Origin of the sequence: Cytobacillus sp. FSL R7-0696, assembly GCF_038006865.1 — a bacterium.
Classification (GTDB): domain Bacteria; phylum Bacillota; class Bacilli; order Bacillales; family Cytobacillaceae; genus Cytobacillus; species Cytobacillus kochii.
In genome coordinates this window covers 838,793-863,209 of sequence record NZ_JBBOWA010000001.1, presented here as the reverse complement: position 1 = coordinate 863,209, position 24,417 = coordinate 838,793, and the positions used below count along the sequence as shown (strand labels likewise).

The 24,417-nt window shown below is 38.1% G+C and carries 24 protein-coding genes; 17 read left to right on the top strand and 7 right to left on the bottom strand.

The window, feature by feature from the left end:
• Positions 1-242: 242 nt before the first annotated feature.
• The gene (locus MKX29_RS04510; RefSeq protein WP_095370463.1) at positions 243-488 is read right to left on the bottom strand and encodes a ferredoxin; all 246 of its coding nucleotides are present in this window, start codon (positions 486-488) and stop codon (positions 243-245) included.
• 495 nt (positions 489-983) lie between these two features.
• Here MKX29_RS04510 and MKX29_RS04505 point away from each other — a divergent pair, with 495 nt between their 5' ends.
• The 13 genes from MKX29_RS04505 (at position 984) to paaX (ending at position 12,673) form a co-directional block, all read left to right on the top strand.
• On the top strand, positions 984-2,309 hold the full coding sequence (locus MKX29_RS04505; protein WP_095370462.1) for a phenylacetate--CoA ligase family protein: 1,326 nt from the start codon (positions 984-986) through the stop codon (positions 2,307-2,309).
• A 121-nt stretch (positions 2,310-2,430) separates the two neighbouring features.
• Positions 2,431-3,381: a 1,2-phenylacetyl-CoA epoxidase subunit PaaA gene (gene paaA, locus MKX29_RS04500; protein WP_224934581.1), complete on the top strand. Its 951-nt coding sequence runs from the start codon at positions 2,431-2,433 to the stop codon at positions 3,379-3,381.
• A gap of 13 nt (positions 3,382-3,394) precedes the next feature.
• Positions 3,395-3,733 carry a 1,2-phenylacetyl-CoA epoxidase subunit PaaB gene (gene paaB / locus MKX29_RS04495; protein ID WP_095370460.1) on the top strand — a complete coding sequence of 113 codons (339 nt, stop codon included), beginning with the start codon at positions 3,395-3,397 and terminating at the stop codon, positions 3,731-3,733.
• Position 3,734: 1 nt separating this feature from the next.
• Positions 3,735-4,544, top strand: a complete 810-nt coding sequence (paaC, locus tag MKX29_RS04490; RefSeq protein WP_289432915.1) for a 1,2-phenylacetyl-CoA epoxidase subunit PaaC — start codon at positions 3,735-3,737, stop codon at positions 4,542-4,544.
• A gap of 31 nt (positions 4,545-4,575) precedes the next feature.
• Complete coding sequence (paaD, locus tag MKX29_RS04485) at positions 4,576-5,076, top strand: 1,2-phenylacetyl-CoA epoxidase subunit PaaD (RefSeq protein ID WP_224934585.1); 501 nt, start codon at positions 4,576-4,578, stop codon at positions 5,074-5,076.
• Positions 5,077-5,091: 15 nt separating this feature from the next.
• Complete coding sequence (locus MKX29_RS04480; RefSeq protein WP_341104232.1) at positions 5,092-5,397, top strand: EthD family reductase; 306 nt, start codon at positions 5,092-5,094, stop codon at positions 5,395-5,397.
• Positions 5,394-6,170: an enoyl-CoA hydratase/isomerase family protein gene (locus MKX29_RS04475; protein WP_224934587.1), complete on the top strand. Its 777-nt coding sequence runs from the start codon at positions 5,394-5,396 to the stop codon at positions 6,168-6,170. Before MKX29_RS04480 ends, MKX29_RS04475 begins: the two co-directional genes overlap by 4 nt.
• A 14-nt stretch (positions 6,171-6,184) precedes the next feature.
• Positions 6,185-6,958, top strand: a complete 774-nt coding sequence (locus MKX29_RS04470) for an enoyl-CoA hydratase-related protein (RefSeq protein WP_341104229.1) — start codon at positions 6,185-6,187, stop codon at positions 6,956-6,958.
• An 18-nt stretch (positions 6,959-6,976) separates the two neighbouring features.
• Complete coding sequence (locus MKX29_RS04465) at positions 6,977-8,494, top strand: aldehyde dehydrogenase family protein (RefSeq protein WP_341104227.1); 1,518 nt, start codon at positions 6,977-6,979, stop codon at positions 8,492-8,494.
• Between the two features lie 81 nt (positions 8,495-8,575).
• Positions 8,576-9,451 carry a 3-hydroxyacyl-CoA dehydrogenase gene (locus MKX29_RS04460; protein WP_341104225.1) on the top strand — a complete coding sequence of 292 codons (876 nt, stop codon included), beginning with the start codon at positions 8,576-8,578 and terminating at the stop codon, positions 9,449-9,451.
• Positions 9,448-10,653: a thiolase family protein gene (locus tag MKX29_RS04455; RefSeq protein ID WP_224934595.1), complete on the top strand. Its 1,206-nt coding sequence runs from the start codon at positions 9,448-9,450 to the stop codon at positions 10,651-10,653. Before MKX29_RS04460 ends, MKX29_RS04455 begins: the two co-directional genes overlap by 4 nt.
• Positions 10,654-10,940: 287 nt before the next feature.
• Entirely contained in the window at positions 10,941-11,717 is a 777-nt protein-coding gene (locus tag MKX29_RS04450; protein ID WP_095370451.1) for an enoyl-CoA hydratase-related protein, read from the top strand.
• A gap of 71 nt (positions 11,718-11,788) precedes the next feature.
• Entirely contained in the window at positions 11,789-12,673 is an 885-nt protein-coding gene (gene paaX / locus MKX29_RS04445; protein ID WP_095370450.1) for a phenylacetic acid degradation operon negative regulatory protein PaaX, read from the top strand.
• Between the two features lie 13 nt (positions 12,674-12,686).
• Here the strand turns inward: paaX and MKX29_RS04440 are convergent, their stop codons facing one another.
• Complete coding sequence (locus MKX29_RS04440) at positions 12,687-13,211, bottom strand: gamma carbonic anhydrase family protein (protein WP_289432919.1); 525 nt, start codon at positions 13,209-13,211, stop codon at positions 12,687-12,689.
• Between the two features lie 82 nt (positions 13,212-13,293).
• Between MKX29_RS04440 and MKX29_RS04435 the strand changes: the two genes are divergently transcribed.
• Positions 13,294-14,244: an NAD(P)H-dependent flavin oxidoreductase gene (locus MKX29_RS04435; RefSeq protein WP_341104221.1), complete on the top strand. Its 951-nt coding sequence runs from the start codon at positions 13,294-13,296 to the stop codon at positions 14,242-14,244.
• Positions 14,245-14,424: 180 nt separating this feature from the next.
• Here the strand turns inward: MKX29_RS04435 and MKX29_RS04430 are convergent.
• Positions 14,425-15,773, bottom strand: a protein-coding gene (locus tag MKX29_RS04430) for an IS3 family transposase (RefSeq protein WP_224935613.1) whose coding sequence is annotated in 2 segments (ribosomal slippage) — positions 14,425-15,329 and positions 15,329-15,773 — 1,350 coding nt in all. Because the reading frame shifts where the segments join, the coding sequence is not laid out codon by codon here.
• Positions 15,774-16,012: 239 nt separating this feature from the next.
• Positions 16,013-17,233 (bottom strand): serine/threonine transporter SstT, encoded by a 1,221-nt coding sequence (sstT, locus tag MKX29_RS04425; RefSeq protein WP_224934606.1) that lies wholly within the window; start codon positions 17,231-17,233, stop codon positions 16,013-16,015.
• A gap of 715 nt (positions 17,234-17,948) precedes the next feature.
• Here sstT and codB point away from each other — a divergent pair.
• Entirely contained in the window at positions 17,949-19,226 is a 1,278-nt protein-coding gene (gene codB, locus MKX29_RS04420) for a cytosine permease (protein ID WP_224934608.1), read from the top strand.
• Positions 19,195-20,466, top strand: a complete 1,272-nt coding sequence (locus MKX29_RS04415; RefSeq protein ID WP_341104217.1) for a cytosine deaminase — start codon at positions 19,195-19,197, stop codon at positions 20,464-20,466. Before codB ends, MKX29_RS04415 begins: the two co-directional genes overlap by 32 nt.
• Positions 20,467-20,580: 114 nt before the next feature.
• Here the strand turns inward: MKX29_RS04415 and MKX29_RS04410 are convergent, their stop codons facing one another.
• Together MKX29_RS04410 and MKX29_RS04405 are read right to left on the bottom strand one after the other, a co-directional pair.
• On the bottom strand, positions 20,581-21,936 hold the full coding sequence (locus tag MKX29_RS04410; protein ID WP_251161429.1) for an IS1182 family transposase: 1,356 nt from the start codon (positions 21,934-21,936) through the stop codon (positions 20,581-20,583).
• Positions 21,937-22,246: 310 nt separating this feature from the next.
• Positions 22,247-23,131, bottom strand: a complete 885-nt coding sequence (locus MKX29_RS04405) for a LysR family transcriptional regulator (protein WP_224934612.1) — start codon at positions 23,129-23,131, stop codon at positions 22,247-22,249.
• Positions 23,132-23,261: 130 nt separating this feature from the next.
• Here MKX29_RS04405 and MKX29_RS04400 point away from each other — a divergent pair, with 130 nt between their 5' ends.
• The gene (locus MKX29_RS04400; RefSeq protein WP_224934614.1) at positions 23,262-23,927 is read left to right on the top strand and encodes a YczE/YyaS/YitT family protein; all 666 of its coding nucleotides are present in this window, start codon (positions 23,262-23,264) and stop codon (positions 23,925-23,927) included.
• Between the two features lie 142 nt (positions 23,928-24,069).
• Here the strand turns inward: MKX29_RS04400 and MKX29_RS04395 are convergent, their stop codons facing one another.
• Positions 24,070-24,417: a DUF3870 domain-containing protein gene (locus MKX29_RS04395; protein WP_095370442.1), complete on the bottom strand. Its 348-nt coding sequence runs from the start codon at positions 24,415-24,417 to the stop codon at positions 24,070-24,072.

Genomic DNA, 24,417 nt, shown 5'->3' with positions numbered 1-24,417 from the left:
TATTTTACTATATTTATAATTATCTGGATTATCAATCATTGCAATTGTAAAGTTCGTTGCTCTTTAAAAAGATTTCGGAAAGGATAAGCGACGAAACAGACAGTATTCTGTATCTAACAAGAAATAATTCGCCAGTTAAATGAGACCTAAAGGAATATAAGCAAGGTTTATGTATTACGAAGTGAGCGAACTATTTACAAGAATAAAACCCGAGTACGCAAAGTGCCCAAGGAATTAATTCTTTATGATTCAACGGGCACACCGTTAAATGGTGTATCACTCAGTTTGATCGAATCTGTTGGACATCCATCGATGGCGTCTTCAACGTCAAAGAGGAGATCTTCCGGTATTGGTTCATTTCCTTGGTTATCATCGAGAATGACAAAAGAGATTCCTTCGTCATCATAATCATACACATCTGGAGCTGAAGCACCGCAAGCGCCACAAGCAATACAAGTTTCTTTGTCTACAATCGTATATTTGGCCATGATATAACCTCCAATAAAAGTTTAGATACTAATGTTATAACTAAAAAAATACGGTTAACTAAATAATGTTATATACGGAATGATAATTGGATAATTATGATTTGTCAAATATTTTAGAAATAAATAATTTACGGTTATAACCTTAATTACCAATGTTTTTAACTTATTTTAATTATATTAACTCTATTTTAAAATATCTGATTTTTATTTACATTAAAAAAATTATGTGATAATTTAAGTGAAAATAAATATAACTTTTTTACGGTTGAAAACTTGTAAAAGGTTATATTTATATATGTTTTTTAAATGAAAGCGTTTTAAAAACGGGCTTTTTCTATAGAAGGCTAGTGCTCAAAAGCTTTTTTACAAAAATACTTACACAATCTCCACATAACAACACTGTTCAATTGAGGTGTTTCAACGATTAAAATAATGTACTTATACGAGTAGCTATCAAAAGGAAAAAGCCACAATAACCAATAAGGAGATAAAAAGATGATTCTACACAAAGCTGAAACCTTTAGTAAGTCTGAAATGGAAGCGCTACAGTTAGAAGGATTAAAGAAAACTGTGAATCGAGTATTTGAACATGTCCCTTTCTATCAAAATAAGTTTCAAGAATTAAATATTACTCCGAATGATATCCAAACCCTTGATGATTTAAGTAAACTTCCTTTTACGAAAAAATCCGATTTAAGAGATAACTACCCTTATGGCTTGTTTGCGGTAGAGATGAAGGATGTCCTTCGCGTACATGCTTCATCTGGTACAAGTGGGAAACCAACGGTTGTTGGTTATACTCAAAATGATGTTGATAACTGGGCTGATTTAGCTGCTCGTGCGATTGCCTTAGCTGGTGGTGAACCGGATGGCATTTTCCAAAATGCCTATGGTTATGGGCTATTTACTGGGGGATTAGGGATTCATTTTGGTGCAGAAAGATTAGGAATGGCGACAGTTCCGGTATCTGGTGGCAATACCGATCGCCAAATAATGATTATTGAGGATTTCAAACCGACAGTGATTGCAGGTACCCCTTCTTATATTTTAAAAATTGCAGAAGAAATGAAAGCGCAAGGCAAAGATCCAGCTAAGAGTTCCTTAAAATATGGCATTTTTGGTGCAGAACCATGGACAGAAGGTATGCGTAAAAAACTTCAAGAGTTGTTCGGTATAAAGGCAAGTGATATTTACGGATTAAGTGAAGTGATGGGACCAGGTGTAGCGATGGAATGTCATGAAGAACAACAAGGTCTGCATATTGCTGACGATCATTTCTTGGTAGAAGTAATCGATCCGGATACGTTAGAACCAGTAGCTGAAGGAGAAATCGGCGAACTTGTTTTTACTAGTTTAACGAAGGAAGCGTTCCCGATTATTCGTTATCGTACAGGAGACTTAGCTTCAGTAAAATCAGGTACTTGTTCCTGTGGTAGAACAACGAAAAAAATGTCACGAATTAAAGGGCGAATCGATGACATGATGATTATTCGGGGTGTAAATGTATTCCCTTCTGAAATCGAGCATTATTTATTACAAATAGAAGAATTGGCACCTATCTATCAAGTACATTTATTGAATGATGGTGTACTGGATAGTGTAGAACTTCATGTAGAAATGGATGAAGTTATGTATCAAAAATCGAACGGTGTCGATTTAGAGGGATATACTTTAGGTTTAATGAAAAAAGTCCAGCATTCCATGAAAAATAACTGTCTAGTTTCGATGAAAGTTAAAGTACACCCACCAAGGAGTATTCCAAGATCAGAAGGAAAAGCTGTTAGAATCGTTGATAAGCGACAAGTCGAAGTCATCTTGTGAAAAAAATTAAAATGAATAATCAGAAAAATAAATTTGCCTTATAACATAACTATAATATATAATATCGTTATATAAACGTTATATAAAATGGATAATAAATTAAAGAAGAGAGGGAAGGTAGATGAGTAGTTCAGTTGTAGCGGAGACAGAAGAACAAAAGTATGAACAGTTTATGGAACGGATCAATCGCGGTGAACAAATCGAAGCTGATGATTGGATGCCTGAAGATTATCGCAATGCATTAATTAAATTGATTTCCATGCATGGAATCAGTGAGATTATGGGAGCGCTTCCAGAAAAAGAATGGGTACCTAAAGCCCCGTCTATACAAAGAAAACTCGGCATCATGGCAAAGGTACAAGATGAAATGGGGCATGGCCAATTACTATTGCGTGTCGCTGAAGACTTACTTAAGCCTACTGGCAAAACACGAGATGGCATTATGCAGGATCTTTTTACAGGAAAATTGAAATTTCACAATGTATTTCATATGCCGGCACCGAGTTGGGGAGATGCAGGTTTAATTGGTTGGTTAGTAGATGGTGCGGCTATCATTACACAGACCAATATGCTTAACAGTTCGTATGCACCCTATTCAAGAGCATTGCATCGTATTTGTGCGGAAGAAGTCTTCCACGCTCAACACGGTGAATCGATAATCATGGCATTAGCAGAGGGAACAGAGGAACAAAGAGAAATGGTGCAAGATGCTGTGACAAGATGGTGGGAGTCACTTCTGTTATTCTTCGGACCCCCAAGTTCCCAAGTAGGCAAGTCAAAACAAGATATTACCATCAAATATAAAATCAGACCAAAGACAAATGAAGAATTGCGTCAAGCGTTCCTTACAAAATATGTACCTAGAATTCTATCTCTTGGTTTAGAGATTCCTGATCCAACCATTCGTTTTGATGAAGAGAAGCAAGAATGGATCTATCAACAACCTGATTGGTCGAAATTAAAAGAAATAATGAAAAATAATGGTCCTAAATCTCAGGAACGCTTAAATCTTCGCCGCGTATCTTACGAAAATAATGCTTGGGTGCGAGAAGCATTAGGTCAGATTAGCTAAAGGAGGAAGTCAGATGGGTAGTAATGAATTTTTTCAAGAATTCGAAGTATTTAGTAAGAAGACATCAAAAGCAGCTTTTCAACATCAATTTAGCTTGCTTGCCCCTAACGCTGAAATGGCTATGGTTATGGCCCAGGAGAACTTTTTACGCCGTGAACCTGTAGCAGATATTTGGGTGGTTAATCGTAAAGAAATTCGTGGTTTAAATTATGAAGAAAAGCAGATGTTGAACCGGTTAGATAATAAGGAATACAGAACAACAAAAGGGTATGGCTACTTAAAGAAAAAATGGCGCCATTACGAGCAACAAATGTTAGATGAAAAAGAGATTCTATCATGGGGGGAGAAGTAAGATGAGCACGAATGCAGTAGAAATGACACCAGCCCATAAAGAAGCACTTGCTGAGCTTTTATTTCAGCTTGCTGATGATGACTTTCTCCTCTCTTACCGCGGTTCAGAATGGCTAGGATTGGCGCCTCATATTGAAGAAGATGTTGCTTCATCTTCCATCAGTCAAGATACGATGGGTCATGCGAAAATGTATTTCGGTTTACTAGAAGAGCTGGGGTATGGAAAGATAGATGATCTAGCACATGGACGATCGGCGAAGGAAAGAAAGAATAGTATATTAGTAGAACGCGAAAATGGTGCAGGCTACTATATGGAAACACCAAGATATGATTGGGCATATGCAGTTGTTCGCAATTATTTCTATACGCTAGCGAAAAAAGTAAAAATAGATTCATTGAAAAAAACCACCTATCAGCCACTGGCTGAAGTAGCCACAAAAGTTAGCATGGAATTGTTTTACCATCATATACACTGGAGAACATGGTTTACGCAATTATTATCCTCATCTGACGAGGCTAAAGAGCGTATGAACAAAGCAATTGAAGGAGTAATGGCTGACTTTGGTGATGTTTTCTCTTATGGTAATGCATCTCAAAGCTTTAAAGAATTTGCTTTAATTGAAGATGCAACGGTATTAAAACAAAGATGGGAAGCAGCACTTGAAGAAGTAGTGAAAGCGCTTCATATCGAATCGCCTATCATACAGCAACCAGATCGAAATGGACGTTTAGGGGAACACACTGAGGAACTTGACCGTGCGTTAAGTACGTTATCAGAGGTTTATCGCCTCAATCCTACTGTTCCTTGGTAAGACTTTTTAGAACATGTGAGGAGGAATAGAGATGTATCAACCGACTTTAGTAGCTGAAAAGGACATTATGGAAGCGCTTGAATTAGTTCAGGACCCTGAAATTAGCACAGTGAGTGTGGTAGACCTAGGGATGATCGAGGGTGTAGAAATACATGATTCGCATGTATCGATTACGATGCTTCCAACCTTTTTAGGGTGTCCAGCACTTGAAATCATCAAGAAGAATGTGGTCGAACAAATCCAAAGTGTAGCGGGGGTAGAAGCAGTAGAAGTATTATTCAAAACCGCACCTCCATGGACTTCAGATCGCATTACGGAAAAAGGACAAAAAGGACTAAAGGCGTTTGGTATTGCTCCGCCTCCAAAGCATTTTACAGAAGACGGTTCTTGGCATGTGGATTGCCCCTATTGCGGATCAACCTATGTCACGCTTGATAATATTTTTGGACCGACAGCCTGCAGAAGTATTTTATATTGTAAATCATGTAAAAATCCATTTGAAGCAATGAAACCAATATCAAACTTAATGTAAAGGGGAATATAAACAATGGTCAAATTAATCGCATTTTACAAGCAACCGGAAGATAAGGCAGCATTCGATGAGCATTATTACAATGTACACGTGCCAATTACTGAAAAAATTCCTGGATTACAAAAAATGAAAGTAACAAAAATGGGCGGTACACCAACAGGAGATGAGCCCAAATTTTATTTAATGTGTGAAATGTATTATGAAAATCATGAAGCATTGAAAAATGGTATGAAGTCACCTGAAGGTAAAGCATCAGCGAAAGATGTAATGGGGTTTGCAGGTAAACTGGTTAGCTTTGCTATCGGTGAAGAAGACGAATGAGTGAATACGTGTTTATAGAAACAAAAGTGGAGGGTTATATTGGCATCATAGAGCTGAACCGTCCGAAGCAATTGAATGCCCTTAATCGTCAAATGATAAAAGAAATTGTTCAGGTAATGGAGAGTTATGATCAGGACGATACCGTGAGAGTCATCTTACTCAAAGGAAAAGGAAGAGCTTTTTCAGCAGGCGCAGATATTGACGAAATGTCGAATGATGATCCCATTCATCTAGAGCTATTAAACCAATTTCAAGATTGGGATCGTCTTTCAGTGATAAAAAAACCGATTATCGGTGCGGTTCAAGGCTTTGTTTTCGGAGGGGGATTTGAACTAGCTTTAAGTTGTGATGTATTGATTGCAGCTGAAGGTACGGAATTCTCCTTTCCCGAAGTTAATCTAGGTGTGATGCCAGGTGCTGGAGGTACACAGCGTTTAACCAAACTTGTAGGTCGCACGCTCGCATTAGAGTGGATATGGAGTGCGAAACGTATTCAAGTAGAAGAGGCGCAATCTCATGGCTTTGTAAATAGAATTGTATCTGGCGAACTATTAGAAGAAGAAACATTAAAGTTTGCGAAAATGATTGCAGAAAAGCCGCCACTAGCCATCCGCCTCATTAAAGATTCCGTTAATAAAGCTGTTGATTATTCTTTATATGAAGGCATGCAATATGAACGAAAGAACTTCTATCTACTCTTCTCTTCAGAAGATCAAAAAGAAGGAATGAATGCTTTTATTGAGAAAAGAAAGCCCAAATTCCACGGAAAATAGAAAGAAGGTTGGCAATGTTCAATACAATTAATTATGAATGTCATGAAGGAATCAGTTGGATCAAGCTGAATCGCCCCGATAAATTGAACGCTTTTATTGCAGAAATGAATCGCGAAATTACACAAGCAGTAAAGCAAGCGGCTAAAGATGAAAAAGTACGCTGCATCGTTATTACTGGTGAAGGTAGAGCGTTTTGTTCCGGGCAAGATTTAGCCGAGGTAAATGATGATACGAATCACGGTGATTTACTAAGAAATCATTACACACCGATGGTAAAAGCAATAATGGCTTGCGAAAAACCTATTATTGCGGCGGTGAATGGTGTAGCTGCAGGCGCTGGATTTAGTTTAGCTTTAGCTTGTGATTTCCGTCTTGCTTCAGAAAAAGCTAGTTTTATCAATGCTTTTGTTAATATTGGTCTAATTCCGGACTCTGGTAATTTACATTTTCTTAGCCATGTAGTTGGCCGAGCGAAAGCGATAGAGATTTCTGTTTTAGGGGAAAAAATCCCTGCGCAGAAAGCCTTGGAGCTGGGTGTGATTAATCGCGTCATTCCACAAGATACTTGGCAAAAAGAAGTAGAGGAATTTGCAATTAAATTAGCTAAAATGCCTACAAAAGCCATTGGCTTAATTAAAAGATACTTAACACTGGCAGAGAATCTCCCGCTAGATGCTTATTTAGAAAAAGAAGCAGAAGGGCAACGAATTGCTGGTTTAACAAAGGATGCAAAAGAAGGCGTTCAAGCATTTATAGAGAAAAGACAACCTGAATATATCGGGCAATAAAGATGAGGAGTGGTAGACATGGCAACAGTTCAAGAAACAGCTAAAGAAGCAGTATCAATGAAGAGAGATTACTATCACCTGATAATTAATGGCGAAAAAGTAGAAAGCACAGGCGGAGCAACAATCAAAACTTATAACCCTGCTACTGGTGAATTATTGGCAGAGGTGGCAAAAGCGTCAAAAGAAGATGCAGAAAAAGCAGTTTTAGCAGCAAGAGATGCATTTGACAACGGAAAGTGGAAGAAGTTTCCCGTTAATAAAAGATCGCGTATTATGAATAAAATCGCTGCTATTATGCGTAGTCGCTTTAATGAACTCGTTGAATTAGAGATGCTTGATACGGGTAAAACATTAAGCACATCACAAGGACAAGTAATGCAAGCGATTGAGGATTTTGAATTTTATGCAGGCGCGATTGTTGGTCACCGTGGAACAGTCAATCCAATGGCAGGACAATTTCACAATTATACTGAAAAGGAACCTGTAGGGGTTTGTGCACAAATCATCCCTTGGAACTATCCTCTAATGATGGCTGCTTGGAAGGTTGCTCCTGCGATTGCAGTTGGATGTTCAATCGTTGTGAAACCAGCAAGCTTAACACCACTTACAGCGATTATTTTAGGAGAAATCTGCATCGAAGCAGGTGTCCCGGCAGGAGTAGTAAATATTGTTCCTGGATCAGGTAAAGATGTAGGGAATTACTTAGTTGAGCACGATAAAGTGGATAAAGTGGCTTTCACAGGATCAACACCAATTGGTAAAGATATTATGGCGAAAGCTTCAAATACATTGAAACGCGTGACATTAGAGCTAGGTGGAAAATCACCAAATATCGTTTTCGATGATGCGGATATTGATGCAGCAGTTGTAGGATCAATCTACGGAATTTACTATAACACAGGTCAATCTTGTGAAGCGCGTTCTCGTCTCTATGTACATGAGGATATTTACGATGAATTTGTAGAGAAATTTGTTGCAAAAACAAAGTCATTAACATTAGGTAACCCATTTGATAAGGGGACACATGTTGGTGCCATTATCGATCAGAACCAATGGGATGTCATTGATGGTTATGTGCAATCTGCCAAAGAAGAAGGCGCTGAAATTCTTGCGGGTGGTAAAGGTGCGCAAGTAGAAGGGTTTGAAAATGGCTTTTGGTATGAGCCTACAGTGATTGCTAATGTGAATCATGAGATGAAAGTGGTGAAAGAAGAAATCTTTGGGCCAGTTGTTGTCATCATGAAATTCAAAGATGAAAAAGAAGCAGTTAAACTGGCGAATGATACTGTGTATGGTTTGGGCTCCGCTGTTTGGACAAAAGACGGAGCAAAAGCAACAAGAGTAGCAAACAAAATTGAAGCAGGAATTGTTATGGTGAACTGCCCATTCTCTGCTTTTCCTGGTACACCTTTTGGTGGTTACAAACAGTCTGGTTTCGGTCGTGAATTATGTATTGAAACATTGGATCTTTATACAGAAACAAAAAGTATTATTTCTTACTTTGGGAACAAACCGCTGAACCCATTCGGCATTTAAGGAATACACATATGCGGATGCCAAGACTATTTACGCTTGGCATCCGCCTTCATTTATTAATGGGAAATAGAGGAGGAGAGCATGATGAGTAAAATTGTTGTTGTCGGATCAGGCGTGATGGGCAGAGGGATTGCTTATGTGAGCGCAGTCGGTGGATACGAAGTTGTCTTGAATGATATAAAGGAAGAAGCATTGAACAGTGCAAAAAAAGAGATTGAAAGTATTTTTGCAAAAGGTGTTTCTCGTGGGAAAATTACGGGTGAACAATCAGCCGCGGCTCAAGCGAATCTAAGCTATGCAACAGACTTGAAACAAGTAGTGGCTGATGCGGATCTTGTTATTGAGGCTGTTCCAGAAATTGCGAGCATTAAAAAAGACATTTTTGAAACGATTGATCAATATGCACCTGGACATTGTCGTTTTGCCTCTAATACATCAACAATGAGCCCGACGGAAATTGGCTCCTATACGAACCGCCCAGAAAAAACAATCGCCATGCACTTCTTCAACCCGGTACATAAAATGCCGCTAATTGAAATCATTCGCGGATTAGAAACGAATGATGACACAGTTGCGTTTATTGAAGGTGTTGCTGGCAAAATGGGTAAAGAAACAGTTGTTGTAAATGAGTTTCCAGGATTTGTAACTAGTCGTATGAGTGCGCTCGTCGGAAATGAAGCATTTTATATGCTTCAAGAAGGATTAGGGACGCCAGAAGATATTGATAAAGCGATTAAGTTAGGTCTGAATTATCCGATGGGACCATTCGAATTAGTCGATTTGGTAGGTTTGGATGCAAGATTAAACAACTTAAGGTATCTACATGAAAAATTAGGTGAAAAATACCGTCCTGCTCCATTACTAGAACAATACGTCAAAGCTGGCAGATTGGGAAGAAAATCTGGCAAAGGCGTCTATGATTACACGAAAAAATCAGAGGAGGCACCTGTAAAATGAGAGAAGTTGTTATCGTTGATGCAGTAAGAACACCAATTGGTCGCTATAAAGGCGCATTAAAGGATGTCCGTCCCGATGATTTAGGTGCAACAGTCATTAAAGCATTGGTCGATCGGAACCCTGGGTTACCTGCTGAGCAAATAGAAGAGGTGGTCCTAGGCAATGCCAATCAAGCGGGAGAAGACAATCGGAACGTTGGTCGTATGTCAGCCCTTTTAGCAGGTTTACCTATTGATGTTGCAGGTACAACATTGAACCGTCTCTGTGGGTCCGGATTAGATGCTGTTTTATATGCAGCACGTGCGATTGCCGTTGGAGAAGGTGACGTTTATATTGCTGGTGGTACGGAGAGTATGACGCGTGCACCATTTGTGATGGCTAAACCGAGTAAAGACTACCCAAGAGGTAATATGGAAATGTTCGATACAACCATTGGTTGGCGTTTTACGAATAAAAAGCTTCATGAAATGTATGGCACAGACTCTATGCCTCAAACAGCTGAAAATGTAGCCAAACGTTACAATATTTCTCGTGAAGATCAAGATGCATTTGCTTACGAAAGCCAACAACGTGCAAAAAAAGCTATGGACGCTAATATTTTTAAAAAGGAAATCGTCCCTGTTGTCTATCACGATCGTAAAGGAAATGAAGTAGTAGTGGATACGGACGAGCACCCACGCCCCGATACCTCATTAGAAAAGTTAGCTAAACTACGTCCTATTTTTGAAGGCGGAACAATTACTGCAGGTAATGCTTCTGGTGTCAATGATGGTGCAAGTGCATTGTTAATTATGAGTGCGGATAAAGCAAAAGAGTTAGGACTAAAACCATTAGTATCCTATGTTGCTGGTGCAACAGCCGGACTAGAACCAGCAGTCATGGGACTCGGCCCAATCTATGCATCAAGAAAGGCGCTAAATCGTGCCCATTTATCTACAGCTGATATTGGATTGGTTGAACTAAACGAAGCTTTTGCATCACAATCAATAGAATGCGTGAAACAACTTGAATTAGATACAGACAAAGTTAACGTCAACGGAGGGGCGATTGCCTTCGGTCACCCATTAGGGGCAAGTGGTGCGAGAATTCTTACGACATTGATATATGAAATGAAACGTAGAAAAGAAACATATGGACTAGCAACGATGTGTATTGGAGTGGGACAAGGAATTGCTGCTATTGTGAAAAATGTAGAAGAATAAAGAATGATATTGTTTGGCCATGTCCCCTTCATGTATAAGGGGACATTGTGGCATTTAATAGGGAGTAAATCTTGTGTTAATAAGTGAAGAGGCAAGAACCATTATCAGAGGAAAGTGATCAATGCAACGTCGTAAGTTCGTTCTTGGTAAATGAGAGCCTCACAAAAGAGAGCATTATAGCAATGGCAAAATCCCAATATTAACAATCCATACAATTATGGTATCACTAGGCTAAACATCCAGCGATTATATCTATCAAATAGTATCCTTTAAAGGAGGAAAACTCAATGACAAACGTATTATTCAAGCTAGAGAATCATATTGCAACGGTTACGATTAATCGTCCAGACGTCCTTAATTGTTTTGATTATGCTACACTGAAACAGCTTCAAGAAACGGTAGCGGATATGCAAATAAATCCTGATGTACGTGTGGTTATTTTCACAGGGGCAGGAGATAAAGCCTTTAGTGCTGGAGCAGATTTAAAAGAAAGAAAAACATTGAATGAACAACAAACAAGAAGAAATGTCCGCTTAATTCGTGATGTGTTCAATGATATTGCTAATCTACCGATGCCAACGATTGCTGCAATAAACGGATATGCCTTTGGTGGAGGGTTCGAACTGATTCTTGCTTGTGATTTTGCTCTCGCAGTAGAAGATGCTAAATTAGGTTTAACCGAAACGAGCTGGGCCATCATTCCAGGTGCAGGTGGTACACAGCGCTTACCGAGAGTGGTTGGAGAGATGAAAGCGAAGGAGTTAATCTTCACAGCCGCGAAAATATCAGCTAATGAAGCATATGGATTAGGAATTTTGACAAGAGTAGTAGAGAAAGAGGCTTTACAATCGACTTGTATTAACTTCGCACAACAAATGTTGAAAAGCGGGCCTGTTGCGCTTATCCAGGCAAAATATGCAATCTCACAAGGGATGAACACAGATATTCAAACTGGGATGGCGATTGAATCGAAGGCATATGAACTAACGTTACCAACAAATGATCGTGTCGAGGCACTGCAAGCATTTAGTGAAAAAAGACAACCGGTGTTTCAAGGGAAATAACTATTGCGTTTCTTTGTCTTTTTTAGATAAGATAAAAGATAAAGTACGAATGGAAAAAGAGTGTGATAGAAATGGGCAATAATACGCAATCTTTAATCTTTACGATATATGGAGATTACTTGCGTCATTATGGCAATAAGATTTGGATAGGTACGCTCATCCACCTACTGAAAGAATTTGGCCATAATGAGCAGTCAACAAGAGTAGCAATGTCCCGAATGTACAAGCAAGGCTGGGTTCAGTCTGAAAAGAAAGGGAATAAAAGCTATTACTATTTGACCCCGCGTGGAGAAGATCGGATGGAGGAAGCTGCGGGTAGGATATTTAAACTGAACCCGCATAGTTGGAAAGGTAAATGGTGTTTCCTTATGTATTCGATTCCAGAGGAAAAACGCCAGGTTCGTGATGAGTTCAGAAAAGAGCTTGTTTGGAGTGGATTCGGTAGTTTTCAAAATGGTTTTTGGATCTCACCAAATAACCTAGAAAAAGAAGTCAAGCAACTTGTTAAGAAGTATGAGATAGAGTCTTATGTTGACTTCTTTGTTTCAGAATATAAGGGGCCTCAAGATAGCCTGTCATTAGTGGAGAGAAGTTGGCCTGTAGATGAAATTCAAGCAAAGTATGAAGAGTTTATTTCTACATATAGTAAGCAATATATTATTCATCAAAGTATGATCCAAGATGGGAAAATGACGAAAGCAGAATGTTTTGTCGAAAGGACATTACTTGTTCATGAATACCGTAAATTTCTCTTTATCGATCCAGGTCTACCGAAGGAGCTTCTTCCTGTAGAGTGGAATGGGAACCATGCAGCACTTTTATTTACGCAATATTATAAATTACTTGCAGAACCTGCTAATGAATTCTTCGAAGAGATTTTTCGGAAGGATAATGATATCAAACGAAAAGATGCTGATTATGATGTGTCGAAGCATCCTTTAATGAGTGAAGAATAAAACGATGGCTATTTCAGCCATCGTTTTTCACTTGTTGCCCTTGAAATTCTGCGCCTTTTTGCACATAACTATCAATAGAAAGTTGTATTAACGCCAGATCCTTCTCATCGATTGCACGTACAACTTTTCCGGGTGAGCCGATCACAAGGGAGCGTGGCGGAATTTTTTTATTGGCTGGTATAAGCGTATTGGCACCAATAATACATTCTTCTCCAATGTGTGCCCCATCTAAAATGGTTGATCCCATACCTACAATTGAGCGCTTACCAATATGGCAACCATGAAGAATAGCATTATGGCCTACTGTTACTTCATCTTCAATAATTGTTGGTGAACCTTCGTATAGATGAATGGTTGCATTATCTTGAATACTACAACGTTCTCCAATGATTATTCTATCTTCATCTCCTCTAATGACAGCATTAAACCAAACAGAGGATTGTTTTCCAATGATTACATCACCAATAATATAAGACCCTGGTGCTTGAAATACGGTTTGATCTACAGAAGGTTTTTTGTCTCGGTAAGGTATGATCATTATTTTTTCCTCACTTTTATATTTTTTAGAATTGTCATACATTAAAATTTATTATAACATATTTATTACAGGTGGTGAAAAAATGAAATACTTAACAACTCTTTTAAATATTCAATATCCCATTATTCAAGGAGGGATGGGCAATATCAGCTCTGCACAATTAACAGCGGCTATATCTGAAGCAGGGGGCTTAGGGACAATCGGGTGTGGGACATCATCCGTTGAAGAAGTAGCCGTAAAGATTAAAGCAGTGAAAAAAATAACAACAAAACCGTTTGCCGTCAATATTCCTCTGACTGTTACAGAAGACGTGATAGGGATGATGAAATTGGTTATTAAAGAGAAAGTGCCGATTGTTTCTCTATCAGCTGGGAATCCAGCACCATACATAGCTAAGCTACATGAGGTGGGGATAAAAGTCATTGTCGTTGTCGCTTCAGTGAAACATGCTATGAAGGCGGAACGAGCAGGAGCGGATATATTAGTAGCGGAAGGTTTTGAGGCAGCAGGAATTAACTCAAGCTTAGAACTTACGACTTTTACGTTAATTCCACAAATCGTCAAGGCTGTTAATGTTCCAGTTGTTGCAGCTGGTGGTATTGGTGATGGGAGCGGATTAGCAGCAGCTATGATGTTAGGAGCAAGTGGTTGCCAAATGGGAACGAGGTTTATTGCCACAGAAGAAGCACCTTTTCATGAAAACTATAAGAAAAAAATCATTCAGGGTGACGACCTTTCAACAATGATATTGGGCAGACCGCATGGGAAAGTAAGAAGAGTCATCACTGTGCCGTATGCTCAAACAGTGCTTGCGGAACAGGAAAATGATTCAGTTGAACAATATTTAGCAAAAACATCAGAAACACAGCATGTATTAGGCGCTATTGAGGGTGATTTTGAAAACGGCTTCATAAATGGTGGGCAGGTTGTTGGGCTTATTGACAGAATTCCAACTGTGAAAATCTTAATTGAACAAATGATGAAGGATTTAGAAGCGCAGGTAAGTGAAATTCATCAGCAGTTATTTAAATAAGGAGTCACGACATTACTAGATGAACTAATTTCAAAAACGAACAATAACAAATTATAGTTTATAAAAAATTATTTGCAAAAAAGTCCGTTCCATTGCACTACAGACACTCGCTTTCCGCGGGGAGGGGCTGAGCCTCCTCGGCATTGCTGTAGTGACCCCTAAAAGTTAGACACAGTTATTTCATGAGGCAACTTGTTCAAAATGAGTTCGGTATTGTACCGGACTCATTTTCAATTTTCCCTTTAACCGTTTCCTATTATAGTATTCTATATATTTTTCTAATTCTAGTTTAAAGTGGTTCACACTTTCAAATTCCTTAAAATAAAGCAATTCTGACTTCAGTATCCCAAAGAAGTTTTCCATTACAGAGTTATCGTAACAGTTACCTTTACGTGACATACTCTGTTTAACCCCTTTTGCTTGAAGCAAGTTGCGATATTGGTTCATTTGATAATGCCATCCTTGGTCGGAATGCATGAGTAATTGATGCCTTTCTGGTAAGGATTCTAATGCTTTTTCTAACATGTCCGAAACTAATGAATACGTTGGTCGAGAACCGATGGTATACGTAATAATTTCACCATTAAATAAATCTAATACAGGCGATAGATACAGCTTTTCACCAAATAGCTTGAATTCTGTAATATCTGTTACCCATTTTTCATTCGGTGCGTCCGCACTAAATTGACGGTCTAAATGATTTGGCGCTATTTTACCGACTGTGCCTTTATAAGATTTATACCTTTTCATCCGCACTAGGCATCTTAAACCCAGCTCTTTCATGATTCGTTGAACCTTCTTATGATTTACTTTTTTCCCACGATTCACTAGCTCATCCCGAATACGACGGTAACCGTAACGACCTTCATGTTCTTCATAAATGGCTTGGATTTCTCCTTTTATATCGGTGTCTGGATCAAGTCGATTCATTCGTTTTACTAAATTATAATAGGTGCTGCGTGGAATGCCAGCGAGTTTTACGAGTGACTTCACCGAATACTTATGCCTTAACTCATAGACTACTTGTGCTTTGTCTTGTTTGGTGATTTTTCCTTGTTTTGAACTAAGGCATTCAACTTTTTTAAATACTCATTTTCCATTTCCAGTTGTTTTATTCGATTTTCTAGTGCTTCAAAAGAACGGTCAGTAGAACTTTGTTTATTTGAATCTTTTTTCATGGATAGACGCCCCTGTTCCTGTGACTGAAGGGCATCTATCCCTTGTGTTTCAAACTTTCTTTTCCATACAGCTAGAGTGGAATGCGCTGGGATATTAAAAATAGCTGCCGTTTCACATAGAGAAGTACCATTTTCAGTCATATATTGTAGTACTTCTAGTTTAAACATTTGTGTATAACTTGTACAACGTTTCACCAATGCCTCTGCACCATTGTAGTTGTATTGTCTTACCCATTTAACAATCGATTTGTGATCTATTCCAATAGATTCTCCAATTTCTCTGTAACTTTCTTTTCCGCTTAAATAGCGAGTCACGGCTTGTAGCTTCATTTCCGCAGTAAATTTGGACAAAAAAACTGCACCTCCAATAGTTGTAGATAGTGTCTAACAATTGGGGTGCAGTTCATGCCTGCGGGGTCTCAGCTTTCCCTCTATTTCCCGCAGGAGTCGAGTGTCTTCCGCTTCATTTCACTATTCTTATTCATATAAGGATTCAAATCACAGAAAAAAACCGAATGATTAGATGTTAGATACGCCTTAATCATTCGGATAAATCATTAGCTATATACTTATGTCCCAACCTCTATGCTTTATGCCACGTGATTTTGTTTTCGTTTTTTTGCCTTTTCTGCAGTCGCAGTAAACAATACATCAGAAGATGAGTTCAATGCGGTTTCACAAGAGTCTTGTAGAACTCCAATAATGAATCCAACTGCAACGACTTGCATGGCTACATCATTAGAAATCCCGAACAAGCTAGCTGCTAGAGGAATTAATAATAGAGACCCCCCAGCCACACCTGATGCACCGGCAGCAGATACAGCAGATAAGACACTTAAAATAATGGCTGTCCATAGATCTACTTCAATACCTAGAGTATGGGCAGCGGCTAGTGTTAATACGGAGATAGTCACAGCAGCTCCTGCCATATTAATTGTAGCACCTAGTGGAATAGAGATAGAATAAGTATCTTCATCTAAATCCATCTTTTTACAAAGATTTAAGTTTACAGGGATATTAGCAGCAGAGCTTCTAGTGAAGAATGCAGTAATCGCACTTTCTCTTAATGTTTGTAAAACCATTGGATAAGGATTTTCTCTTGTGAAAAAGAAAACGATTAATGGATTTACTACAAGTGCAATAAAGAACATACAGCCAAGCAGCAAGATTAAAAGCTGTCCATATTCTGTTAATGCGGAAAGTCCATTTGTAGCAATCGCATCAAAAACAAGACCTAAAATACCGATTGGTGCTAACTCAATTACCCATTTAACAATAGTGGTGATAGCTGTTGAGATATTGGCTAATGCAATTTTTGTTGTATCTGCAGCAATCGATTTCAAAACAACGCCCAGTACGATTGCCCAAGCTAAAATACCAATATAATTTGCATTCATTAATGCGTTAACTGGATTATCTACTATATTAAATAACAATGTTTGCAATACTTCCATGATACCACCTGGAGGTGTAACATCTTCTGCTCCAGTTTGAAGTGTCAGGTTAACAGGGAATATGAAGCTAGCAATAACAGCGATAGCACCAGCTGAGAATGTACCTATTGCATATAGTAAAATGATCGTCTTCATATTTGTTTGTTGCCCAACTTTGTGGCTGCTGATAGCGTTAATAACTAAAAATAAGACTAATACAGGCGCAACAGCTTTTAAAGCACCGACAAATAGAGAACCAAATATAGAAATCCAACTAGCTTGTGGAACAACTAAAGCTAATATAATACCAATAATCAGACCAGCTAGAATACGCTTTACTAAACTAATTTCGCTCCATTTACGTATGAAGTTTTTCATGATGATCCTCCAAATTCAAATTTAATATATTAATATAATGTACAGTTGTCACGTCCACGTGGACAATATCTTTCAATAAGTGTATCACGAATTGTTCATTAACGGAATAAGAAATTATTTCGAAATATTCATTTTTGATAGATGATTTTCCTTCAAAAAGTCTATGTGTTGCTCTTTCTTTAATAGATAAAAAATAAAAATAGTAAATGCAAATGGCTTTCGCAAGATATGTTACTTCCTGTTCGCTAGTTTGAGATTTTTTGTGATCGTTTAACTTAATGATTATTGTCTTCCTTTTTATTACATATTTAATATATTTATAAAGCAGAGACGAAGGTATTTGAATTTACCTAGGTTTATAAAAACGTAAGTTTCTGCTCTATTATTTCATCTTGATCGTATAGATATTCCACAGGTAAATACCATTGAATGGAATGTTATTGTAAAATATTTCATAAATGAAATACTATTGACTGCAGCTTGATTATCTGCAATAATAAACTCAATTAAATACTGGTACCTTTAATTCAGTCCAGAGAGGCTGGCAAGGGCAGCGGATAACATTATTTCTGTAGTGATATAGTATTTTCTAGAGAGAAATACTATATATAATCATATACAGATAATGAAATTAGAGGCTAATTGTCAGATCTTACTGATGATTAGTCTCTTTTTTTCTGCTTTTTGGTATCAGAAAACTGATGGAGGGATTTACATGAGTAAAATCGATCAAGAGTTTTCGTGGCAAGCGGTGCCAAAATCGCAGAGAAATAATTTCTGGAAGACATTATTCGTTATGTTAGGGTTCACGTTTTTCTCAGCAAGTATGTTAGCAGGAGGAGAGCTTGGTATAGGGCTGAGCTTTAGTGAGTTTATTGTCATCGTCCTCTTAGGGAATTTACTATTAGGCATATATACAGGTGCTCTTGCACATATTGCTGCCAAGACAGGATTGTCCACACATCTTTTAGCTAAATATGCTTTTGGAGAGAAAGGGTCGTATTTGCCTTCCTTTTTACTAGGATTTACACAAGTTGGTTGGTTTGGTGTTGGTGTGGCTATGTTTGCTGTTCCTGTAGCAACAGCGCTAGATTGGAATGTGTATGCACTTATCTTTGGTTTCGGTATTGCGATGACAATCACTTCACTCTACGGGATGAAGTCATTGGTTATTTTAGGGTTTATTGCAGTACCTGCAATCACGCTCTTGGGTGGTTATTCAGTTATAGAAGGAATTTCTTCTTTTGGTGGCTTAGAAGGCTTAATGGATTACACACCTGCGCAAACGATGACGGTTGCTGCAGCATTGTCCATCTGCATAGGGTCATTTATAAGCGGCGGAACATTGACACCTGACTTTGCAAGGTTTGCTAGGACTTCTAAGCAAGCCGTAACAGCAACAGTCATCGCCTTTTTCTTAGGAAATTCACTTATGTTTTTATTTGGTGCAGTCGGTGCGATGGCATATGGTTTAGCTGATATATCTGAAGTCATGTTTTTACAAGGATTGATGATTCCAGCTGTACTTGTATTAGGACTTAACATCTGGACAACAAATGATAACGCCTTATATGCATCGGGGCTTGGTTTTGCCAATATTACGAAGATTTCCAAGAAAGTATTTGTTGTCGTAAATGGTTTGATTGGTACAATCTTTGCTATGTGGATGTACAATAACTTCGTTGGTTTTTTAAATATCCTAAGTGCTGCCGTACCATCTATCGGTGCGATTATCATAGCAGATTATTTCTTCATTAAACGTAGAAACTATGTAGAATTTGAGCAAGTGAAATTTAAAGTCATTAATTGGGTGGCCATGGGAGCATGGGCACTAGGGGTTACTTTTGCTCAAATTATGCCGGGCATTACACCTCTTAATGCATTGTTTGGCACAGCAATCATTTATATCGTTTTAACCTTCATTGTAGCAAAAATATCAAAATCTAAGGGGATGACAACAAATGATCATACAGAACGCGAAATTACGGGGTAAAGAAGGGCTATGGCAATTAATTATTAAAGATGGTGTTTTTCACGAGATTACTCAAAAAACAATTGAAGTTTCAGATGGTGAACAAGTAATTGATGTTGATGGGGCGCTCACTTTACCTCCATTTATTGAACCTCATATTCATCTGGATACAACTTTAACAGCAGGTGAGCCAGAATGGAATAGAAGTGGTACTTTATTTGAGGGAATCCAAAGATGGTCAGAGCGTAAAGCATTTTTAACTCCAGAAGATGTTAAAACAAGGGCGAAGCAAGCGCTAAAATGGCAAATTGCCCAAGGGATTCAGCATGTTCGCACACATGTCGATACCACTGATACAACCTTAACAGCTGTTAAAGCTTTATTGGAAGTAAAAGAAGAAATGAAAGACTATGTTAATATCCAGCTTGTTGCTTTCCCGCAAGAAGGGATTTTATCGTATCCAAGTGGGGCAGAGCTGATGGAAGAAGCGTTGAAAATGGGTGTCGATGTCGTTGGTGGCATTCCACACTTTGAATTTACAAGAGAATATGGCGTAGAGTCGATGAAGATTGCTTTTGACCTTGCCGAAAAATACAATCGTTTAATTGATATCCATTGTGATGAAATAGATGATGAACAGTCACGTTTTGTTGAAGTTGTAGCTAAAGAGGCGTATGAGCGGGGTTTAGGAACACGAACAACAGCAAGTCATACGACAGCGATGGGGTCTTATAATGATGCATACACATATAAGCTGTTCCGCTTACTAAAGATGTCTAACATTAATTTTGTTTCAAACCCATTAGTCAATATTCATTTGCAAGGTAGATTTGATACGTATCCAAAAAGAAGGGGATTGACTAGGGTAAAAGAAATCCAAGAAGCAGGACTTAATATTTGCTTTGGTCATGATGATATTTTTGATCCTTGGTATCCTCTTGGAACAGGCAATATGTTACAAGTACTTCATATGGGTATTCACGCTTCCCAGTTGCTCGGTTATGAACAAATTGTCAATTCAATCGATTTGATTACGAAAAATAGTGCAAAGACATTACAAATCGAGGATGAATATGGTATTGAGAAAGGTAAACCGGCGAATTTTATTATCCTTGAAGCGGAAAATGAATATGAGGCCGTTAGGAAACAAGCGACAGTGCTTTATTCTATTCGCGGAGGTAAAGTGATAGCTGAAACGAAGCCACAAGTAACTAATATTACATTTGGAGATCATGTTGAGCAAGTTGATTTTAAAAAATGAATCTAACGATAATAACCACAGAGGAATCTGTGGTTTCAGACCGTAGACAAACCCCACCTTTGCATTATAGTGAAGGTGGGGTTTTCTGTTATTTTAAAAGATTTTTCTTCTTTTTCAGCTTGGACATGGTCCTCGCCATGTCCAGTTTGCCAATTTTTTTAGATTCATGGCAGCGAACGTAAGCATCGCCTGCATTGAAACTTTTTTAAGACCTCTTAAGGTCGTCCAACGCATGCCATGCTTTTCTTTTGCGTCCGCAAAAACTCGTTCGATTGTTTCTTTGCGTTTCGCATATAGAGTTTTATTAAGTTCGGTATGTCTCAAATGATCTACTTCATCTATGTAATCCTGCCATACATGTCTATGAATCATTTTGGTGTGATTCTTACTTTGCGTACAACGGTCTAACAGAGGACAGTCTTTACATTCCAAAGGATTTGAAGCGTATTGCTTGTACCCGTCTCTTGTCGTCGTACGGTAAGGTAGAATTTGTCCTTCGGGACATAGATAGCAGTCAAAATGTTCATCGTAAACGTATTCGTATTTTCTAAGATATCCGTCTTTCGTTCTCGGACGTGTATAAGGCATAACAGGCCTGATGTCTTGGTCCATTAAGAATTTAGCGATGTGTGGTGTTTTATATCCCGCATCAACAGCGATAGAACTGGGCTTACCGACTTTATCTGTGACTTGAGTGACGAGCTTGTCCAACATCCGACTATCGTGAACATTCCCTCCTGTGACGTGTGAACCTAAGATAAACCCCCGGGAGTCACTTGCCGTATGAAAAGAATACGCAAATAGCTTTTCGCGTTCATCTTTTACGTAATAACCACTTTCAGGATCTGTCGTGCTGACTTTTATTTCTTTTGACTCTTCTTTATTCTGTGGGGGGAAGGGCTTTTTTTCGTGTTTCTCACGGTCGATATTGATCTCTTCATCTAACTGATCCTGATACGTTCTGGTTTCGACTCGGGCTATTTTCTTTTCAAATTTCTTCTTATTAGCATTCGCTTTAACATGAGTAGAATCAATAAACGCAACGGATGGATCCACCAATCCCTTGGTCATCGCTTCTTTCAAAATGCGGTAGAAAATTTGTTCAAATAGATCTGTATCGTGGAAGCGTCGAGCGTAGTTTTTACCGAAGGTTGAAAAATGAGGAATCTTCTCGGTGAACCCATAACCAATAAACCATCGATAAGCCACGTTGGTTTCGATTTCCTTTATAGTTTGACGCATTGAGCGTATGCCGAAAAGGTATTGTATGAAGACCATTTTAATAAGAACGACGGGATCAATACTCGGACGACCATTGTCTAAGGAATACTTATCTTTCACCAGGTCATAAATAAATTCAAAGTCAATCGCTTGTTCAACCTTCCTAACCAGATGATCCTCTGGAACAAGTTGATCCAACGCTACCATTTCAATTTGATTTCTTCCATCCTCAACGTGTTTTGATAACATTTTATATCCCCTACATAAAATTGATTCCATTCAATTATACAAAAAAACTTGTAGACGTGGTCTAATTCTTAGACTTTGTCTACAAGCTGTAACCACAGAGGAATCTGTGGTTTTTTCTATAGGGGGGTTTTTGAATGAAGTACACTAAATTATTTATCGGCAAAAGGAAGAGGATTGGTTTTAGTAAAAGGGTATGAATAATATCTAGTTTTTCGATTTTTAACCCCTCTATTATTAACTACTAAGACCATTTTATAATCTCAGCCAGTTTTCTGTTGGATCCACCGCAGGTAGAGCGGCTGATAGTGCCTTAACTTTTGCCGTCAATCATTTCCCAAAAGTGCCAAGAGGCTTTGGACATTTGTTTCTCTTTGAGGCGCAAAATAACAGGTTCCATTTGATATTCATAAGATTGTATTGCTCGAACTTCAATATTTTCAAACAGCTGAGGAGCATTGTCCATTTGCGGAATCATCGATATCCCCAGGCCTTTACTGACAAGTTGGATGGCCATCATCACATCTTTACATTCAATAATGATATTTGGAGTTAAATTTCTTTCCTCAAAGGACTTAAGGATATTTTCAGTGAAAGTCAAACCTTCTAGTGCTCCTAATAAGATGAAAGGAAAGGAAGCTATTTCTTCAAAAGTTGTTCTGTCAGGAGACAGTTGATCTGCCCATTCACTTGGAATAATCGCTACACAAGATCGTTTGTTCAAACTTTTTATTTTGTATTGCTCATTATTCATTGGTCTTAATAGAAAAGCCATATCGATTTCTCTTTGGTCGAGTCTTTTCAATAATTCCTCGGTATTACCGTTTAAAATACTGACCTTGACATAGGGAAATTCCTTTCGATATAAGCTGATATAATCAAGCAGCAGATTTGAGCAAGAAGAAGATACCCCGATTCGCACAGTTCCAGCATCTCCTCGTTCGATTTCTTGTATTTGTTCTTCTACAACTTGCATTTCCATTAACATTTGTGTTGCATATTTGTACAAAATGATTCCTGTCTCTGTTAACTCCCATTTTTCTCGGTAACGATGAATTAAGGTAGAACCTAAGTCGGTTTCTAACTTTTTTAAAACTTGGCTCAAAGGGGGTTGCGCCATATGCAGAACTTTTGCTGCTTTAGAAATACTCCCTTGATCGACGATTGTTTTATAATATTGAAGCTGTCTGATATCCATTATTTCTCCCCTTTCATCATATGTAATTTGATATAACTAGTTTATCATATATATATTTTTTATATATTTGTTTCGATGATAAAATGAGTAAGTGAAACATTGAACAAATTAGAATCGGGTGAAACAAATTATGGCTAAAAGACTAGTTCTTTATGTACTAGGCTTATTTTTTTTATCACTAGGCGTTAGTTTTTCTATTCAAGCTGATTTAGGGGTTTCACCAGTATCATCATTACCTTATGCGTTAAGTTTAAGTACTGGTATGAAAATCGGTATGATGACTGTCGCTGCGAATATTCTATTTATTATTGTTGGAAGCATTTTGACTAAATCTTTTATTGTGAAAGAGGTTGTTGGTCAACTGATTATTTCGTTCTTATTCGGTGGATTTATGGATTTAACTTTGCTTTTAGTCCAACTTTTTCCATCACCACAAACAATTGGGATGAAAATTATCTTCTTGCTTATTAGTTTATTTGTTGTGGCAGTAGGCCTGTTAGGATATTTTAATGCTAAGTTACCACTTATGCCTTATGATGCCTTAACCTATTCCATCAGTGCGCGTTTTAAGATGGTTTTTAGTAAGGCGAAAATTACAAGCGATTTATTGAATGTCTGTGTCGCCGGTGCTGTTTGCCTCATCTTTGTCCATTCACTAGGAGCTATCGGGGTTGGCACAGTTATAGCGGCTTATTTTATTGGTAAGATCCTTGGTTGGATGACAAAATTATACGAAGTACCGTTAAAAGAATGGCTGTGGGCAAAGCCACAAGAGGAATTAAGTAAGATTAACTAAGGGGTAATATAAAATAATTCATCATAACCAGTGAGGGATGGGGATGCCTTGCTGGTTATTTTTAAGTTAAGAAAGATATTTTGTTGTTTACGCTAATCTAGTTGGAGGAGAATAAAAGACAAACCGGCAATATAACCGGTTCTCAATTTGATTCTCCCTCTTCCAATTGCTTTAATTTCTCATGATATCTTTTATGGGCTCCTTTTAAGGCAACAATTACTGCTGTGGTGGATGGTGCGAAATAGTGCTTTTCTATCCGGTTGATAAGGCCTTGAAGGTCTGTACTCATGTCAAATCCAATCATTAATCTCTTAAAGAAATCTTGCGTCAGTCCAGTTATAAAGGTAAATTCTGCGTTGATAATTTTATGGTTAGTAGAATTGATTTCGAGTACAATACCTGCGTGTTTGTATACTTCATACATCGCTGTGCCTTGTGGAGCTTTGGCATAAGCAGTAACAAGTACGGAGCTAAGTTCATTTTGTGCCAT

Excerpts from the sequence above, each read along its gene's own strand:
- MKX29_RS04440 (WP_289432919.1), bottom strand. The coding sequence starts at position 13,211 with ATGATCATACCTTACCGAGACAAAAAACCTTCTGTAGATCAAACCGTA.
- MKX29_RS04450 (WP_095370451.1), top strand. The coding sequence starts at position 10,941 with ATGACAAACGTATTATTCAAGCTAGAGAATCATATTGCAACGGTTACG.
- paaB (WP_095370460.1), top strand. The coding sequence starts at position 3,395 with ATGGGTAGTAATGAATTTTTTCAAGAATTCGAAGTATTTAGTAAGAAG.
- MKX29_RS04415 (WP_341104217.1), top strand. The coding sequence starts at position 19,195 with ATGATCATACAGAACGCGAAATTACGGGGTAAAGAAGGGCTATGGCAA.
- sstT (WP_224934606.1), bottom strand. The coding sequence starts at position 17,233 with ATGAAAAACTTCATACGTAAATGGAGCGAAATTAGTTTAGTAAAGCGT.
- MKX29_RS04395 (WP_095370442.1), bottom strand. The coding sequence starts at position 24,417 with ATGGCACAAAATGAACTTAGCTCCGTACTTGTTACTGCTTATGCCAAA.
- paaD (WP_224934585.1), top strand. The coding sequence starts at position 4,576 with ATGTATCAACCGACTTTAGTAGCTGAAAAGGACATTATGGAAGCGCTT.
- MKX29_RS04410 (WP_251161429.1), bottom strand. The coding sequence starts at position 21,936 with ATGTTATCAAAACACGTTGAGGATGGAAGAAATCAAATTGAAATGGTA.
- MKX29_RS04455 (WP_224934595.1), top strand. The coding sequence starts at position 9,448 with ATGAGAGAAGTTGTTATCGTTGATGCAGTAAGAACACCAATTGGTCGC.
- MKX29_RS04480 (WP_341104232.1), top strand. The coding sequence starts at position 5,092 with ATGGTCAAATTAATCGCATTTTACAAGCAACCGGAAGATAAGGCAGCA.
- MKX29_RS04400 (WP_224934614.1), top strand. The coding sequence starts at position 23,262 with ATGGCTAAAAGACTAGTTCTTTATGTACTAGGCTTATTTTTTTTATCA.
- MKX29_RS04460 (WP_341104225.1), top strand. The coding sequence starts at position 8,576 with ATGATGAGTAAAATTGTTGTTGTCGGATCAGGCGTGATGGGCAGAGGG.
- MKX29_RS04405 (WP_224934612.1), bottom strand. The coding sequence starts at position 23,131 with ATGGATATCAGACAGCTTCAATATTATAAAACAATCGTCGATCAAGGG.
- paaA (WP_224934581.1), top strand. The coding sequence starts at position 2,431 with ATGAGTAGTTCAGTTGTAGCGGAGACAGAAGAACAAAAGTATGAACAG.
- MKX29_RS04510 (WP_095370463.1), bottom strand. The coding sequence starts at position 488 with ATGGCCAAATATACGATTGTAGACAAAGAAACTTGTATTGCTTGTGGC.
- MKX29_RS04465 (WP_341104227.1), top strand. The coding sequence starts at position 6,977 with ATGGCAACAGTTCAAGAAACAGCTAAAGAAGCAGTATCAATGAAGAGA.
- codB (WP_224934608.1), top strand. The coding sequence starts at position 17,949 with ATGAGTAAAATCGATCAAGAGTTTTCGTGGCAAGCGGTGCCAAAATCG.
- MKX29_RS04475 (WP_224934587.1), top strand. The coding sequence starts at position 5,394 with ATGAGTGAATACGTGTTTATAGAAACAAAAGTGGAGGGTTATATTGGC.
- MKX29_RS04470 (WP_341104229.1), top strand. The coding sequence starts at position 6,185 with ATGTTCAATACAATTAATTATGAATGTCATGAAGGAATCAGTTGGATC.
- paaC (WP_289432915.1), top strand. The coding sequence starts at position 3,735 with ATGAGCACGAATGCAGTAGAAATGACACCAGCCCATAAAGAAGCACTT.
- paaX (WP_095370450.1), top strand. The coding sequence starts at position 11,789 with ATGGGCAATAATACGCAATCTTTAATCTTTACGATATATGGAGATTAC.
- MKX29_RS04505 (WP_095370462.1), top strand. The coding sequence starts at position 984 with ATGATTCTACACAAAGCTGAAACCTTTAGTAAGTCTGAAATGGAAGCG.
- MKX29_RS04435 (WP_341104221.1), top strand. The coding sequence starts at position 13,294 with ATGAAATACTTAACAACTCTTTTAAATATTCAATATCCCATTATTCAA.